This is a genomic window from Sorangium sp. So ce204, assembly GCF_051526795.1.
In the GTDB taxonomy this organism is placed as follows: Bacteria; Myxococcota_A; Polyangia; order Polyangiales; family Polyangiaceae; genus Sorangium; species Sorangium cellulosum_B.
In genome coordinates this window covers 2,992,186-3,009,198 of sequence record NZ_CP150317.1, presented here as the reverse complement: position 1 = coordinate 3,009,198, position 17,013 = coordinate 2,992,186, and the positions used below count along the sequence as shown (strand labels likewise).

Below are 17,013 nucleotides of genomic sequence, written 5' to 3'. Positions count from 1 at the left end.
GCGCCGCGGGCGGAGATGGCAGGGCTTACGAGGGCCGAGCGACGGCCGCGGTCGCGGACGCCGCGGGCGGAGATGGCAGGGCTTACGAGGGCCGAGCGACGGCCGCGGTCGCGGACGCCGCGGGCGGAGGCGCTGCCTGCGGCCGGTTGTCGACCGCCTTGCCCGCTGCGGTCTTGCGGGCCTTTTCCCGCCGCGATGCAGCGCGCCGGCGCCGCTCGTAGGCGCTCGTGACCTCGCGGACGACCTCCGGATGGCGGCGAAAGACATGCGCCGCCGTCTTCCGGATGGCGCCGACGCGCTCGATCATGAGGTGAAGGAGCTGGTTGCGGACCGCGGCCGCGGCGGCCGAGGTGTCGCGGTCGGGGATCGTCTCCAGCGCTCGCCGTTGAAGATCCTCCGCGAGCTTCCTGGCCTCGGCGATGAGGCGGACCTCGAACTCCTCGTCTGCCTCGACGAGGCGGTCCTCGAGCGACGCCGCGAGCCCAGCGTAGTCGCGGAGCGCCTGGGAGAGGGCGCTGGAGCGCTGGCCGTCCTGCGCGTGAAACTCCTTGATACGCGCGAGCTGCGCGTCGGCGGGCTCGTCGACGTCGTCGTCGAGCAGGAACTCGATCGCCGACTCGAGCTCATCGACAACGAACCTGGCGCGCTCTCCGAGGTCGGCCACGGCGGGGTCGACGATGAGGAGCAGCCGAGTCTGCGCCTCCTGCACGGCATGCACGATGGAGAGCAGATCGTCGCTGCTCGAAGCCGGCAGGCGGCTCTTGACGCGCTTGAGGCCCGGGCGATCGCCCTCGGGCTCCCAGTACTTCTTCACGAACGCCGCGGCGGAAACCGCCTCGCGCAAGGCGACGTCGTACGGCAGGCTCAGCGGGTTATCGGTCCGCCCCAGCTCGGCGGCGGCCTTGACCCAGCGATCGTAGTCCCTTCCCTGCTTGGCCATGATGATTGCCTGATCCCTCCTCCTGCGTCCCACACCCCCTCCGGGCGCGGCGCGGAGACGTGAAGATGAGTCCGCTGGGAACGCTGTCCAGAGCAGACGCACGATCCGGACGCGAGCGACGGCTCCAGGAGGGGAAAGGGCCGGGGTGGGATGTCCTGATGGCCAGCTGCATGTCCTGATGACCGGCGACGTGTCCTGATGGCCGGCGACGTGTCCTGATGACCGGGTGCCGTGTCCTGATGACCGGGTGCCGTGTCCTGATGACCGGGTGCCGTGTCCTGATGACCGGGTGCCGTGTCCTGATGACCGGGTGCCGTGTCCTGATGGCGGACCGGGTGCAGCGGCTTCTCTCGCTGTGTGCGCCCGGAGGATGTGAGGAGCGCGTTCAGGCGGCGGTCGTGGCGAGGAGCTCCCTGGCGTCGCGGATCACCGCGGCGCGACGGATCCAGCGGTCCAGCTCGTCGAGGTCGGTGCTCGCGAGGACGCGCTCCCGGACATCGGCGGGGATCTCCAGACCGCGCGCCTCCAGGAAGGCGAGCACGTCCTGCGCCTTGGCTTCTATCTTGCCCTTCGCGACGTAGCTGCGCGCGAACTCGCTCTGAAACTGGTATCCGGCCTTCATCATCGCCTCCAATCTCCGCCTCGCCGCTTCGTTCAGCGAGGATAGCACCAGGTCCCCGTAGACGGCGCGGCGCTCCTCGCCGAGCTCGACGACCGCCGCCAGGAACGCCGTGCCGATCGCTTCACCCGCCTCGCCCTGGCCGTGCGCCATCGCCGACAGCACGACCACCTCGGGCGCTGCCTTCGCCTGCTCAGCGTCCGTGACGACCGGGACGCCCTCGGGCCCGAGCACCAGCGGCGTCAGCGTCGCGCCGGGATGGCCCATGGCGATCACCCGCGAGCACCACCGCGCCATGTCCTGGTCGGTCGTCACGACCAGCAGCCAGGTCGGGCAGCGGTGCTGCGCCCTCGTCTGCGCAAGGTACACCGGCCAGACGTACGGCTTGTCCGGGTCCACGCCGAGCTGGACCTCGACCACGATCGCCATCGCGGGCCGCTGCTGCTCGCCGACCAGCAGCACGACCACGACATCCGCCCGGCGGTCCGAGGGCACGATCTCGGCCAGATCGGAGGACACCACGCGCGCCTCCGTGAACGCCGGCACCGGCTGGCCGAGCGCGTCCTGCAACAGCTCGGCGGCCAGCGTCGGCCGGTTCTTGAACAGCTCCACCAGGGCTTCGTGGGTCACTGAGGGCATCGCGGATCTCTCGGGTCTCGGGTGGGTACGGTCGTGCTGGCGTGTCGAGCGGTGCCCCCGTGCGCGCGGTGATCCCGCGCGCGCCGGAGCAGCCGCCTCCTACCCGATGAATTCCGGGCAGGCTCCCGGATCGGTCACGCCGCGGGAGGGGCGTGGGCCCCGACGTCAGGGCAGCGGCGGGCGCGGCCGACCAGAGGGCACCGGCCGGCCGGCTGACATGTCAGCCGCTTCGCCTGGCATGTCAGAAGGCGTGGTGGCGGTGGCGGCGGTTCGGAAGCGCGAAGGGGTGGGCAGGGCGCTCGCTGCGCTTCGGGCGCGCACCTTGCTCTACGCTCGCGGGCGGGGACAGCTTCGTTCTCGTCCTGGAGCGGCTTCGAGGGATCCTCGCGCGGAGGCGTGGCGCATGCGACGTGACCCGGGAGCATCGGTGGTGGGCGACAGCGGGCGGCGACCGGACGGCGCGCGAGGGGGGACGCGCGAGTTGCGGACGAGGGCGGCGGGAGGGCGAAGGCGAGCGCGCTGGTGGGCCGCCACGGGGGTCGTGGTGCTGGCGGCGCTGCTCGGCGCGCCGCGGGGGGGCCATGCGCAGAGCGCCACGCCCTCGGCGGATGCGCTGGAGGAAGCTGCGCGGCTCAACCGCGACGTCGAAGCCCTTTACCGTCAGGGGCGCTTCGATGCGGCCATCCCGGTGGCGGAGCGCGTGCTCGGGATCCGCGAGAACGCGCTGGGGAGAGAACATCCCGCTGTGGCGACGGCGCTCAACAACCTCGCCGTGCTGTACCGCGCCAAAGGAGACTACGCGCGCGCGGAGCCACTCTACCGCCGCGCGCTCGCCATCCAGGAAAAGGCCCTCGGCTCCGAACATCCCTATGTCGCCACCTCCCTCAACAACCTCGCCCTCCTGTATGCCACAAAAAGAGACTACGCGCGCGCGGAGCCACTCTACCGCCGCGCGCTCGCCATTCAGGAAAAGGCCCTCGGCTCCGAACATCCCGCTGTCGCCACCTCCCTCAACAACCTTGCCTTCCTGTATGCCACAAGAGGAGACTACGCGAGCGCGGAGCCACTCTACCGCCGCGCGCGCGCCATCCTAGAGAAGACCCTCGGCTCCGAACATCCCGATGTGGCCCAGTCGCTCAGCAACCTTGCGGCGTTACACCAGACGCGCGGCGATGCTCCCGGAGCGCTCCGGCTGACCGAGCGGGCCGCGAACATCCAAGATCGCAACGCGGCCATCCTGCTGACCACCGGAAGCGACGAGCAGAAGCGCGCCTTCATGGCGACCCTCCGCGGGACCACGGACGCCGCCATTTCTCAGCATGTCCAGTTTGCACCCGACGACGTGGCCGCGAGGCGCATCGCCGTCACCACCGTCCTCCGCCGCAAGGGGCTCTCGCTCGACGCGATGGCCTACGGCCTGGCTGCGCTGCGCCGGCGCGCCGGCCCCGAGGATCACCGGCTGCTCGAGCAGCTGAGCCGCGTGAGCGCCGAGCTGAGCACGCTGACGTGGCGGGGACCGGAGCCCCGACGGCCGGGACAGGCACCCGAGGACCACGACAACGCCCAGCTCGCGCAGTACCGCGCGCACCTGGCGCGCCTCGATGCCGAGCGGCAGACGCTCGAAGCCGAGATCGGGCGCCGCAGCCCGGACGTCAAGGCCGAGCTCTCCCCCGTCACCCTGGCGCAGGTCCAGGCCGCCGTGCCCGACGGCGCAGCGCTCGTCGAGCTCTTCCGGTACAAACCGTTCAACCCGAGGGGAACCAAGGCAGCCAACACGCGCTGGGGCAACGCCCGCTACGTCGCGTACGTCCTGCGGCGCAGCGGTGACATCGCGTGGGCCGATCTCGGCGAGGCCGCGCCCATCGAGGACGCCGCGGACAGGCTCCTCCTCGCGCTGCGGCGCCCGGCGGCGGATCCGCGTCCTGCAGCGCGCGCCCTCGATGCGCTCATCATGCAGCCCATCCGCCGCCTGCTCGGCCCGACACGCAATGTCCTGCTCAGCCCCGATGCGGCGCTCAATCTGGTGCCCTTCGGGGCGCTCCTGGACGAGCAAGGCCGCTACCTGGTCGAGCGCTATGCGTTCACCTACCTGTCCAGCGGGCGCGACCTGCTGCGCCTTCGCGCGACAGCACCGTCGCGGGAGGGGGCCGTCGTCATCGCCGCGCCCGACTATGATCACGCCGCTGCCCCCGCCAACCGGCGCGCGGAAGACGGTCTCTCGTCCAGCTCAGCGCAGGCGCCAGCGCATTTCGCTCCCCTCGCCGCGGCAGCCGCCGAAGGACAGGCCGTGCGCCAGCAGCTCGCCGGCGCTCGCCTGCTGCTCGGCCAGGCGGCGACCGAGAGCGCCGTCAAGGCGCTCCGCGGACCGCAGGTGCTTCACATCGTGACCCATGGCTTCTTCGTATCCGGCCATGCGGCCCCGGAACCTCCTCGGGGGCTCCTGACCGTGAGTTCGCGCGGGCCGCGCGCCATGGGCGGCCTCCGTCTTCACGTCGACAACCCCCTGATCCGCTCCGGTCTCGCGCTCGCCGGCGCCAACCGAAGAGCCTCCGGCGACGACAACGGCATCCTGACCGCGATGGAAGCGTCGCTGCTCGACCTGAACGGCACCAAGCTCGTCGTCCTCTCCGCGGCCGAGAGCGGCATCGGCGAGGCCACGAGCGGCGACGGCGTTCACGGCCTGCGCCGCGCCTTTGCGATCGCAGGAGCAGAAACCCAGATCCTGAGCCTCTGGAGCCCCGATGACGCGGCGACGCGCGCGCTGATGCAAGGCTACTATGCGCGCCTCAAGGCCGGCGGCGGCCGGAGCGAGTCCATGCGCCAGGCGCAGCTCGCCATGCTGGCCGCCCCGGAGCGGGCGCACCCGTATTACTGGGCGAGCTTCATCGTCTCGGGCAACGGCGCCGCGCTCGACGGCCGGCCGGTCGAGCCCACGTTCGCTCAGGTGCCTCCAGGCGCGCGCGGGTGCAGCTGCGAGATTGGAGCGCAACCGCCCGCAGGGATCGCCGGCACCTCGGCCGCGGCGCTCCTCGCCGCGCTGGCCGTGGCACGGCGGCGCCGCCGCGGGGCCAGCGGCGCGGGGGCTCGCCGAAGGTAAGCGCGCGAGAGCTCCTGCGCCCGGCGGCGCTCAGCGACGCAGCCCGGGCAACCCAGGTGTCGGCCTGTCCCACTTCATGGGGTTTCCGAGGAGCGTCGACGCAAGCCCGGCAGCGGCGCTCCTCGCGGCGGAGGCGATCCCAGCGCAGCGGCCCTGCGAGGCGCGGCGTGGGAAGTGCGGCACTCGCTACGGCCAGCAGGTCGACGTGCACGAGGGCGCGGACCACAGGAGGGCGCCGGCTGGCCGGCTGACATGTCAGCCGCTTCGCCTGGCGTGACACAATGCGCGCTGGCGGCGGTTCGGCGCGGTGGAGTGAACAGCCCGCTCACGGCGCTCGGACGCGCCCCGGCGCGCACCTTGCAATGCGCTGGCGCACGGGGATAGCTTCCTGATCGTCCTGGAGCTGTGTCGAGGAATCCTCGCGCGGAGGAATGGCGAATGCGACTTGACCCGGGAGCATCGGGGGTGCGCGAGAGCGCGCCGCGAACGTACGGCGCGGGAGGCGGGATGCGCGGACTCCGGGCGGGGGCGGCGGGGGCGCAGCGGCGCGCGCGCTGGTGGGCCGCCACGGGGGTCCTGCTGCTGGCGGCGCTGCTCGCCGCGCCGCGCGGGGGCCATGCACAGGGGGCGACGCCATCGGCGGATGCTCTGGAGGAGGCCGAGCGGCTCAACCGTGATGCCGTAGCCCTCTACGGCCAAGGGCGCTTCGATGCGGCTATCCCGCTGGCGGAGCGAGAGCTCGCTCTCCGAGAGAAGGCGCTCGGCAGCAAACATCCCGATGTGGCCACGTCGCTCAACAACCTCGCCACGCTGTACAGAGCAAAAGGAGACTACGCGAGAGCGGAGCCGCTCTACCAGCGTGCGCTCGCTCTCCGAGAGAAGGCGCTCGGCAGCAAACATCCCGATGTGGCCACGTCGCTCAACAATCTCGCCGCGCTGTACAAAGCGAAAGGAGACTACGCGAGAGCGGAGCCGCTCTACCAGCGTGCGCTCGCTCTCCGAGAGAAGGCGCTCGGAACAGAACACCCCGACGTGGCGAACTCGCTCAACAACCTCGCCTTGCTGTACAGAGCAAAAGGAGACTACGCGAGAGCGGAGCCGCTCTACCAGCGTTCGCTCGCTCTCCGAGAGAAGGCGCTCGGAAGAGAACATCCCGATGTGGCCACGTCGCTCAACAACCTCGCCGAGCTGTACAACGCGAAAGGAGACTACGCGGGAGCGGAGCCGCTCTACCAGCGTGCGCTCGCTCTCCGAGAGAAGGCGCTCGGAACAGAACACCCCGACGTGGCGAACTCGCTCAACAACCTCGCCGCGCTGTACAAAGCGAAAGGAGACTACGCGAGAGCGGAGCCGCTCTACCAGCGTGCGCTCGCTCTCCGAGAGAAGGCGCTCGGCAGCAAACATCCCGATGTGGCCACGTCGCTCAACAACCTCGCCGCGCTGTACAAAGCGAAAGGAGACTACGCGAGAGCGGAGCCGCTCTACCAGCGTGCGCTCGCTCTCCGAGAGAAGGCGCTCGGAACAGAACATCCCGACGTGGCGAACTCGCTCAACAACCTCGCCGATCTGTACAACGCGAAAGGAGACTACGCGAGAGCGGAGCCGCTCTACCAGCGTGCGCTCGCTCTCCGAGAGAAGGCGCTCGGAACAGAACATCCCGACGTGGCCACGTCGCTCAACAACCTCGCCTCGCTGCACCACACGAAAGGAGACTACGCGAGAGCGGAGCCGCTCTACCAGCGTTCGCTCGCTCTCCTAGAGGACCGATCAGGTTGATTTTGCGGTAATTCTATGCGCTTCGATGGAAGGCTCGACCGTCTCGCCGGGCCATGATCTCGTCCGCGGCCGGAGGTGCACGGATGGAACGATGGTCGCCGCCGGTGGAGCTGTCGCGGCAGGAGCAGTCGCTGATGAAGCGGCTGACACGCGTGAGAGCACTGTTCGGCTTTCTCAGGTTGCACCGGCACGAGCTGTTCGATGAGACGTTCCAGGAGCAGCTGGAGGGCATGTACCGGACGACGGGGGCAGGCGAGCCGCCGCATCCGCCGGCGCTGATGTGCATGGTCACGCTGCTCCAAGGCTACGTAGGCGCATCGGATGCCGAGGCGGTGGAGCTGTCCGTGGTCGACCTGCGCTGGCAGATGGTGCTCGGCTGCCTGGGTGCGGCTACGCCCCCGTTCTCGCAGGGCGCGCTGCAAGCATTCCGAGAGCGGATGCTCGCGCACGAGATGGACCGAGTGCTGCTGGAGCGGACCGTGGCGCTCGTTCGGTCCGGCGCTATGACGGAGGGCGAGAGGCGTGCGGTGTCCAAAGCGCTGCGCGTGGCCATTGATAGCCGCCCTTTAGCGGGGGCCGGGCGGGTTGAGGACACGATCAACCTGCTCGGCCATGCTGCACGCAGCATCGTACGCGTCGTGTCGAAGATCATGGATCGACCGCCCGAGGAGATATGCCGCAAGGCTCGCATCCCCCTGCTCCTGGCGCCCAGCATCAAGGCCGGGCTCGACCTCGACTGGAGCGACCCGAAACAGAAGGTGCTGGCCATCCAGATGCTGGAGCGGCAGGTGTCCTCGCTACAGCAGTGGGTGGACCGTCACCTCGACGACGTCGTCGAGCAACCCCTTCGTCCCTACCTCGATGCCATCACACAGGTTCGGGGCCAGGACCTGGAAACAGCCGAAGACGGGACCGTTCGCATCCGGCAAGGCGTCGCGCCTGACCGCCGCGTCTCCATTGAGGATGCCGAGATGCGCCACGGCAGAAAGAGCCGCTCGAAACGGTTTGACGGCTACAAGGAACATATCGCACGAGACCTTGACCTTCCCGTCATTGTCGCCTGCGCGGTCACGCCCGCGAATCGGCCCGAAGAAGAGGGAGCCGTGCCGATCGCCAAAGACATCCAGCATCAGCGGCTGCGCATCGCCGAACTCCACATTGATCGCGCCTACGTGAATAGTCCCGTCGTTGGCGACGTGATCCACGCGAAGGGTAAGGTGTTCTCGAAGCCTTGGGGCCAGCGGGCTCGCAGTCCCGACTTGTTCAGCAAGCGCGACTTCAACATCGACCTGCGCACCAAGACGATCACGTGCCCGGCGGGACAGGTCGAAGCGTTCGAGCCCGGCGACACGGTCGAGTTCGATCCTGAGGAGTGTGGCGCATGCCCCCTCCGAACCAGATGCACCCAAGCCGCCTCGGGACGAGGGCGGACCGTGTCCATCGCCGAAGACGAAGCGCTGCAGAGCAAGTTCCGGGAGCTACAGCAGACCGCACCAGGACGCGCCGTGCTCAGGCAGCGCACCGCTGTGGAGCATGCGCTCGCCCACATCGCGGCGCGGAAAGGACACAGCGCGCGCTACATGGGCGCCAGGAGAAACCTGTTCGACCTCCGGCGCGCCGCAGCGATCCAGAATCTCGAGGCTGCCCAGCGGCTGGTCCAGGAGGCTGCGTAAACTATTGGAATCAGACAATTTTCAATATGTTCGCTGCTCTAGAGAAGACGCTCGGCAGCGAACATCCCGATGTGGCCACGTCGCTCAACAACCTCGCCTTGCTGTACAGAGCAAAAGGAGACTACGTGAGAGCGGAGCCGCTCTACCAGCGTGCGCTCGCTCTCCGAGAGAAGGCGCTCGGAACAGAACACCCCGACGTGGCGAACTCGCTCAACAACCTCGCCGCGCTGTACAAAGCGAAAGGAGACTACGCGAGAGCGGAGCCGCTCTACCAGCGTGCTCTCGCTATCCGGGAGAAGGCGCTCGGGAGAGAACATCCTCTGGTAGCAACATCTCTCAACAACCTTGCGGATTTGCGCCAGGCGCGCGGCGATGCTCCTGGAGCGCTTCCGATGATCGAGCAGGCCGCGAACATCGAAGATCGCAATGCTGCCATCCTGCTGACCACCGGAGGCGACGAGCAGAAACGCGCAACCATGGCGACCCTCCGCGGAAGCACGGATGCCGCCATTTCCCTGCATGTTCAGTTTGCACCGGCCAATGTGGCGGCGAGGCGCCTCGCCCTGACTACGATGCTTCGCCGCAAGGGGCGCGTGCTCGACGCGATGACCCTCGGTCTCGCGGCGCTGCGCCGTCGCGCGGGCCCCGAGGATCGCCTGCTGCTCGACAAGCTGAGCCGCGTGAGCGCCGAGCTGAGCACGCTGACGTGGCGTGGGCCGGAGGCGCGACAACCGGGGCAATCGCCAGAGGACTACGACAACGGGCAGCTTGCGCAGTACCGTGCGAACCTGGCGCGCCTTGATGCCGAGCGGCAGACGCTTGAAGCAGAGATCGGCCGCCGCAGCCCGGAGCTGAAGGCCGAGCTCTCTCTGGTCAGCTTGGCGCAGGTCCAGGCCGCCGTGCCCGACGGTGCAGCGCTCGTCGAAGTCTTCCGGTACCACCCGTTCAACCCGAGGGGAACATTGGCTGCCAACACGATATGGGGCAAGGCACGCTACGTCGCCTACGTCCTGAGGCACGGCGGCGATATCGCCTGGGCCGATCTCGGCGAGGCCGCGCCCATCGAGGACGCCGCAGAGCGGTTCCTCCGCGCGTTGCGGCGCCCGGCGTCGGATCCGCGGCCCGCGGCTCGCGCCCTCGACGCGCTGGTGATGCAGCCGATCCGCCGCCTGCTCGGTCCAGCGCGCCAGGTCCTGATCAGCCCCGATGCGGCGCTCAGCCTCGTGCCCTTCGGTGCTCTCCTCGACGAGGAAAGCCACTATTTGATCGAGCGCTACGCGTTCACTTACGTGCCCAGCGGGCGCGATCTTCTGCGCCTTCGTGCGACAGGACCGCAGCGTGAAGGGGCCGTCGTCATCGCCGCGCCAGACTACGATCACACAGCTGCTCCCGCCGCCCGGCGCGCCGACGACAGCACGTCGTCCAGCGAGGAGCAGGCGCCAGCGCACTTCACTCCCCTCGCCGCGGCGGCCGCCGAAGGCCAGGCCGTCAGCCAGGAGCTCGCCGGCGCTCGCCTGCTGCTCGGCCAGGCGGCGACCGAGAGCGCCGTCAAGTCGCTGCGCGGACCGCAGGTGCTTCACATCGCGACACACGGCTTCTTCGCGTCCGGCCAGGAGGCCCCGGAACCTCCACCGGCGTTCCCGGACGTGGGGTCGCGCGGGCTGCGCGCCTTGGGCGGCGTCCATCTTCACATCGACAACCCCCTGCTCCGCTCCGGCCTCGCGCTCGCCGGCGCCAACCAGAAGGCCACCGGCGACGACAACGGCATCCTGACCGCGATGGAAGCCTCGCAGCTCGACCTGAACGGAACGAAGCTCGTCGTCCTGTCGGCGTGCAAGACCGGCGTCGGGGAGACCCCGAGCGGCGACGGCGTGTACGGCCTGCGACGCGCGTTCGTGATGGCAGGCGCAGAGACTCAGGTCCTGAGCCTCTGGAACGCCGACGACGCGTCGACCCGCGAGCTGATGCACGGCTACTACACGCGCCTCAAGGCCGGCGGCGGCCGGAGCGAGTCGATGCGAAAGGCGCAGCTTGCGATGCTGGCGGCCCCGGAGCGGGCGCACCCGTACTACTGGGCGGCCTTCATCGTCTCGGGCAACGGCGCCGCGCTCGACGGCCGGCCGGTCGAGCCCAGCTTCGCTCAGGTGCATCCCGGCGCGCGCGGGTGCAACTGCGAGGCTGGACCGCAGCCGCCCGCAGGCATCGCAGGCGCCTCGGCCGCGCTCCTCGCCGCCGCGACCCTGACGCGGAGGCGGCGCCGCGGAGCGCGGTGAACGACGCGGGACGGCGCCCTCCCCTCGCTGCGCGCGCCTCGCTCCTCGAACCGCCCGCGCCGCCCGTAACGCTTCATCGCCTGCTGGACGATCTTCCGGCCCACGCCGGCAATCTCGGCAGCGCGAGGCATTGCCGCCCGTCGCCTCGAGCGATCGCCAGGCTCACGCCGAGCATATCGCCGAAGCGCTCGGGCGCCGCCGGGAAGCACGGCCCAGCCAGCCGATCTAGAGTGGGTGGATCACGATGCAGCCTGGCCCGATGACGCTGTCGCACTCGTCCACGATGCCGTCGCAGTCGAAGTCCTTGTCGCTGTACGGCGCGGCCGAGCACTCGCCTTCGAAGACCCGCTCGCCGAACTTGTCGATGACGGTCGCCTGCTTCAAGAACGTCTGGGCAGGCGCCGAGTCGACCGAAGCGTGGCGCTGGCCAATCGCCCAGCAGCCGCCGAGGAAGCACATGATGTCGTCCCACCGCGTGGTCGGGTACGTACCGCTCGCGACGCCACACAGGCTCGTAAGAACGCCAGGGTACGAATCGGGATACTCCCATACGAATTTTGTCACGAGCGGCCCGCCCGAGTCGCCCCCTTCGATGCCACCGTAATCGCCCAGGCTCGCAGCTGCACCCGTCCCAACAATGGGCAGCATTCCGAAATCCAACGGAATTGCGACCGGGATGGGCAAGAGCCAATCCTTGACATAAAGATCGCCCCCCGTCGGGCTCGTGTCGCGGTGGTAGCTGCCGTCGATGCTCTCCCGCCTCAAGTCGCTCCCGCCGCCAAAACCCACAATCTTGCCCAAAAAGTCGCCGCTCTGCGGGCACTTGACGCCAGACATGTACGTGCCACCCACGTAAGGATGCAAAGGCTTCACGAAGCTCATCGGAACTCGCCTATCGAGCTTGATCAGCGCCAGATCGCGAGACGCGTCGTAGTTGGAATCGAACGGCCCAAGCTGGAGCTGCGTCTTCTTCATCACGAGGACGTCGCCGCTCTTGGCGTTGGTGTGCTTGTATACCCTGGCCCTCGAATCCTCCGGGTCGACCACCCCCTCGGGCAAGATCGTGATGTCGTAGTCGGACGAAATGCCCTGGCCGAAAGACGTCTTGAAGCCGTTCGCAGTGTAGCCGGTAATACAATGGTTCGCGGTGAGGACCCACCTGGGCGAGATGAGCGTACCCGAGCAGCCTCCGACTTTCACCGTATAGGCTGCCCAAGAGCTGCTCGCACCGTTGTTGATTGCAGCAGCGGCTTCAGCCGTTTCTTCTTCGTCGACCTCAGACACCGCATCCTCGAATGCGGCCTCCTCCTCTTGGGGCCCGACGCAACCCATCATCATCAAGGAAGCACACACCGCGGACACCGCGCGGATCGAGGTACGAGCAAAGTGCGTCGCGCTGTCGTCGGACACGGAATTCATGGGATCCCTCATGGTCGTCTCCTGGGGTGACAAGATGTCGTTGCGCGGAGAGAGAAACGCTTTCCGCTCTCCACGGGAACGTCACTTAGCATCTCGTGTGCCAGTGACGGCGACGACCTCGCCTCGGATCCTTCAAGGGACATGGGCTGCACTCCCCCCGCGGTGCAATGCCGGCGACGACCGTCGCCCTGATCCGATCGATGCGACAGGCGCAGCTCTCCATGCAGGCGGCGCCGGAGCGCTCGCACCCGCACGACTGGACTGGGCCAGCTTCATCGTCTCGGGCAACGGCGCCGCGCGACCCATGCTCGCCAGCCGCGCCCCCCTCTCGCCGGACTCACACCGCCGACGTCGCCGCCGCGCGCTGACGTGTCAGCCACCGCTCCTGACACGGCATGAACATGTCAGCCCCCGCCGACCGGTACGCCCGCGCCCTCGGCAGCCGCCTCGCCTCTATCTCGCCCCCTCCCCGCCAGCTCCCTCGAACGCCTCCGCCGCGGACAGCACATCCATCCGCTCGTCCCATCGCTCGTGCGGGATCCCCTCCGCCAGCGCCCCGAGCGCCCCCCGGAAGCCCGCCCGCGCCTCGGGCGCCACCCGCCCGAGCAGGCCCAGCGCCTGCAGCCCGATGCCCGGCACCTGACACGTCATCGCCTCCTCCGCGAGCTTCGCTACCTCGCCCTCCTCCGCCTGCGCCCCCGCGGCCAGCGCGAGGCACCGCGAGAGCAGCGCCCCCGACGGGCGGTCCATCCCCCGCCACAACCTCGCCGCTCGCCCCCCGAGCTCCGCGGCGATCGCCGCGCGCTCCGCGCGATACGCCACCGCCGCCTCGGTCAGGCATACGAGCGTCTCGAGGTGAGGCACGCCGACGCGCACGATCGCCTCGACCAGGTCGAGGTCGGGCTCCGCGGCCTCGCCCATGCGGTACCGAGCCGACCGCACAAGCCACTCGGCGCGCCCCTCGTAGTACGAGTTCCTGCAGCGCGCCGCGAGCTCCCGCGCCGCCTCCGCCCGCGCGGCCGCATCGCGGTGCCGGAACGCCTCCAGCAGCGCCGACGCGGAGCTCAGCATCGCCGCGATCCGCCCCGTCTGCCACGGCTCCGAGGCGGCCGCCTCCGCGTGGAGCGCCGCCGCCTCGTCGAAGCGCCCCTCGACGTAACGAAGCCGCGCGCGGCCCTCGACGAGGCAAAGCCGCGCCATCGGGTGCCCGGTACGCTCGGCCCACGCGTCGACCTCCACCAGCGCCTGCGCCAGCATCAACGGCGAGTTTCGCCACGACACGGCCACGATCCGGACCCCGTGCCGCCGCCGCTCCAGCTCCGGATCCGTGAACGGCGGGATGTCGTCCGCCAGCTCGCGCGCCCGGTCCCCGCGCGGCCCCAGCCCGGCCAGCGCCGCCTGCACCAGGAGCTCGAGGCGCGCCACCTCCGGGCCGCGCACCACCGCGCGAGACAGCTCGTAGAGCACCCTGTCCATGGCGCGCGGCGTCCCCTCCGCAAAGGCGATCTTGACCCACGCCGAGAGGATCGCGAGCTCGGCCTCGCCCGCCGCGTCCACGCCCGGCCGGCGCGCGACAAGGAGCGCCTCGCCGATCGCGGCCACCGCCTGGCCCAGCATCCCGGCCGACGCGCGGCGCAGCGCGACCTCGATCGCCTCGCGCGCCGCCGAGAGCTCCTCGTTCCCCGCCAGCAGGTGAAACAGGCGCCCCTCCTGCCCGGGGCGCAACACGCCCGCAATCGCGCGGTGCGACTTGATCCGGCGCCCCGCGGGCCACGTGATGTCGACCTGGCCGAGCGGCTCCACGCGATCGCCCGCCAGTCGCCGCGCGATCCCGCGGCGCACGAGCTGGTCGCACTCCGCCTCGACCTTCCACACCGGTCGCCCCATCGCCGCCGCGAGCTGCTCGAGATCGAGCTGGTGCCCGGCGAGGGCCAGCCACTGCATCAGCTCTCCCAGGTGCGGCTCATCCGCCAGCAGCGGCCCGTCGACGACGGGCGTCGTCTCCCGGAGCCCCGCGCTCAGCCGATCGAGCGCCTCGCGCTCCACCGCGAGCGTGGCGGCGTCCCAGCGCGCGAGCCCGAGCCGGAGCCAGAGCGTCAGCTCGGCCTCCACCCGCGCCGGGACCCCCTCCGTCCGCTCCCACAGCGCGCGCGCGGCGTCCTCGCGCAGGTGGAAGAGCCGGTCCGGCCCCGCGAACAGCGGCCGCAGCGCCGCCTCGTCGAGGGGCTCGAGCGCGATCACGTCCGCATGCGGGGACCCAGATGGCGCGCGCGGCCCGCCGGCGAAGGCCCGGACGAGCGCGCCCTCGCCAGCTCGACAGCGCTCCAGGACCGCGGCCGACCAGGGATCGAGCCGGTCCGCGTCGTCGGCCAGGATCACCACGCCATCGGCGAGCGCCTGCTGGAGCTGGCCCGCTGCCCAGGCCGTGACGTCCTCCAGCCGGAGCGCGCTCTGCTCCTCCATGGCGCCGAGGAGCGGGTGCAGGCTGCCCAGCGGCGCGCGGGACGGCAGCAGCGACACGACGCGCAGCCCCGCCTGCTCCAGCGCCTCGCCCGCGTCGCGGAGGCAGCGCGAGCGGCCTACGCCCGGCGGACCCACGACATCGACCGGGCGCCGCCCGCGCGCCGCCTCGACGACGGCCCGCAGCGGCGCGGGATCGCCGAGGCGAGGCAGCTCGGGCCCATGGCGGCGCGGCACCCGGCCGCCCCGGAGCGCGGCCAGCGCCTCGGCCGCGGAGCGGAAGCGGTCCTCCGGCCTCTGGGCCAGGAGCCGGTTGATGACCTCGGCGAGCTGCGCCGGGATGCCGGGAGCGACCTCCTGGATGGGCACTGCTGGCCCTGACAGCCGCGCCAGCAGGAGGGCCTTCACCCCCCGCACCTCGTGGGGCACGCGGCCGGTGAGCGCGCGGTAGAGCATCACGCCGGCGGCATAGAGATCGGCGCGTCCGTCCACCGCCGCGCCCGCAATCTGCTCTGGCGCGAGGTAGAGCGGCGTGCCGAGCACCTGGTTGGCCTGGGTGAGCCGCGCGCCCGGCTCGCTCCAGAGCGAGATGCCGAAGTCGAGCACCGTCGGACGCCCCTCGGCGTCGACGAGCACGTTGTCCGGCTTCAGATCGCGGTGAACGATGCCCGCGGCGTGCACGCGCGCGAGGACCTCGAAGAGCGCGAGCGCGGGCGCGGCAATGTCGGCCCATGCGCGGCGAGACGGCGGCGCCGCGTCCGGGGTCGCGCCTCCCGGGAACGGCGCGCCCTCCACGCGCTCCATGACGAGGAAGGGGCGGCCATCCTCCACCCCCTCGTCGAGCAGCTGCACCACGCCCGGCACCCGCAGCATGCGCAGCGCGGCGATCTCTCGGCGCACGCGCGACGAGAGATCGCCGGCGCTGCGGTGCATCCATTTCAGCGCCACGGGCCGGCCCAGCACGAGGTCCTGGGCGGTCCACACCTCGCCGAACGATCCTGCGCCGAGGGGCTCTGTGAGCTGATAGCGCCGCGCGATCACCTGACCCGGCGCGATGCTGCTTCTCGGCGTCGCGTCGGCCTCGTCGTGCAGCTCCGCCATGGCCGTGCGGGCGCCTCCGCCGAGGAGGCGCGCCTCGCGCGCGGTGTCGCCCAGACGGCTCGTGTCGCCGCGCGCGCCGTGCTCGTCGCCATCCCCCTCGGCCTCGACGGACGGCTCGGAGACGGACGCCTCCGTGTCGAGGAGCGTTCGATCCGCGTCGGGGCCCGGCACGAGGCGCGAGGTTACCCTGGTGCAAGAAGCGCCAGCAACGTCGAGGAGCGCGCCGCGTCCCCGTCCGTCCGGCGCGCTGCGGGCTCAGGGTTTTGCGGGCGGCGTCTTCTGATGATGGTTGACGCACCCGGTGATCGCGAACGTGCACCCCGGAGCCCAGCTCTGTCTGGCCACGTCGACGAACGCCTCGAGCGAGCTCGCTTCAAGGGCTCCGGCCGAGATCGTCGCCGGCGCAGCTCGACCAGCCGGCTTATAGGCCGCCGGCAGCATCCAGTACTCGACGCTGGACTCGTCCGCGAGGCCGCGGACGACGAACGCGAGCCCCAGCGCCGCCTGCTGCTGGCGCACCTCGATGATCCTCCCGCCCGGATCGAGCTGCCGCGGCGGGCTCGGGTAAAAGGTCGGCGGCGGCAGGTTGGCAACGGACGGGATCCGGCTCCAGCCGATGCCCTGGTAGGTCTTGCCGTAGCCATACAGATCGGCCTGCGCCCAGACGTAACAGGAGCCCGGCCGCCACAGGTCCTTCACGCCCGCCTGCCAGTCGACGAGCGACCAGCCCGCCATCGACGCGGGCGGCGCACGGACCGTGAACTCGTTCTGCGGATCGCGGTAGAGCAGCCAGCGCTGGAGCTGACCCAGGCCCTGTCCGACGGTGAAGGCGTAGCCGATCACCTCTTCAGAGCCAGCGCTGACGATCTGAACGGCACCCAGTTCAAGCTGACCTTTGAGCATTCTGCTTCTCCTCCTGTGGGAAGGGCGGCACGACGCGCCGGCGGGCGACGAAACCTCCGAGGCCGTCGAGCGCCTCGACGCCGGACGGATCCGGCGCGCTGTCATCGTCCTGA

At 70.4% G+C, this 17,013-nt stretch carries 8 protein-coding genes and 2 pseudogenes; 5 read left to right on the top strand and 5 right to left on the bottom strand.

The features are described 5' to 3' along the window. Window positions 1-82: 82 nt before the first annotated feature. Both WMF22_RS11470 and WMF22_RS11465 read right to left on the bottom strand, forming a co-directional pair. Entirely contained in the window at window positions 83-940 is an 858-nt protein-coding gene (locus WMF22_RS11470) for a hypothetical protein (RefSeq protein ID WP_437299138.1), read from the bottom strand. A 385-nt stretch (window positions 941-1,325) separates the two neighbouring features. After that, window positions 1,326-2,198, bottom strand: coding sequence for a hypothetical protein (locus tag WMF22_RS11465; protein WP_438035774.1), 873 nt, complete (start codon window positions 2,196-2,198; stop codon window positions 1,326-1,328). 544 nt (window positions 2,199-2,742) lie between these two features. Between WMF22_RS11465 and WMF22_RS11460 the strand changes: the two genes are divergently transcribed. The 5 genes and pseudogenes from WMF22_RS11460 (at window position 2,743) to WMF22_RS11440 (ending at window position 11,017) form a co-directional block, all read left to right on the top strand. After that, a complete protein-coding gene (locus WMF22_RS11460) occupies window positions 2,743-5,295 on the top strand; it encodes a CHAT domain-containing protein (protein ID WP_438035773.1) in 2,553 nt (850 codons plus the stop codon). 507 nt (window positions 5,296-5,802) lie between these two features. Next, window positions 5,803-7,068 (top strand): annotated as a pseudogene (locus tag WMF22_RS11455) (tetratricopeptide repeat protein); the annotation flags it as partial. 86 nt (window positions 7,069-7,154) lie between these two features. Then, the gene (locus tag WMF22_RS11450) at window positions 7,155-8,744 is read left to right on the top strand and encodes an IS1182 family transposase (RefSeq protein WP_438031578.1); all 1,590 of its coding nucleotides are present in this window, start codon (window positions 7,155-7,157) and stop codon (window positions 8,742-8,744) included. Window positions 8,745-8,770: 26 nt separating this feature from the next. Beyond that, window positions 8,771-9,101 (top strand): annotated as a pseudogene (locus WMF22_RS11445) (tetratricopeptide repeat protein); the annotation flags it as partial. Between the two features lie 35 nt (window positions 9,102-9,136). After that, window positions 9,137-11,017: a CHAT domain-containing protein gene (locus WMF22_RS11440; protein ID WP_438037252.1), complete on the top strand. Its 1,881-nt coding sequence runs from the start codon at window positions 9,137-9,139 to the stop codon at window positions 11,015-11,017. Between the two features lie 225 nt (window positions 11,018-11,242). On the opposite strand, the gene WMF22_RS11435 is transcribed toward WMF22_RS11440, so the two are convergent. From WMF22_RS11435 to WMF22_RS11425, 3 genes are all read right to left on the bottom strand, one after another. Continuing rightward, the gene (locus WMF22_RS11435) at window positions 11,243-12,448 is read right to left on the bottom strand and encodes a trypsin-like serine protease (RefSeq protein WP_438035772.1); all 1,206 of its coding nucleotides are present in this window, start codon (window positions 12,446-12,448) and stop codon (window positions 11,243-11,245) included. Window positions 12,449-12,889: 441 nt separating this feature from the next. After that, complete coding sequence (locus WMF22_RS11430; protein WP_438035771.1) at window positions 12,890-16,168, bottom strand: protein kinase domain-containing protein; 3,279 nt, start codon at window positions 16,166-16,168, stop codon at window positions 12,890-12,892. Window positions 16,169-16,252: 84 nt separating this feature from the next. Beyond that, window positions 16,253-16,900, bottom strand: coding sequence for a hypothetical protein (locus tag WMF22_RS11425; protein ID WP_438035770.1), 648 nt, complete (start codon window positions 16,898-16,900; stop codon window positions 16,253-16,255). Window positions 16,901-17,013 lie beyond the last annotated feature (113 nt).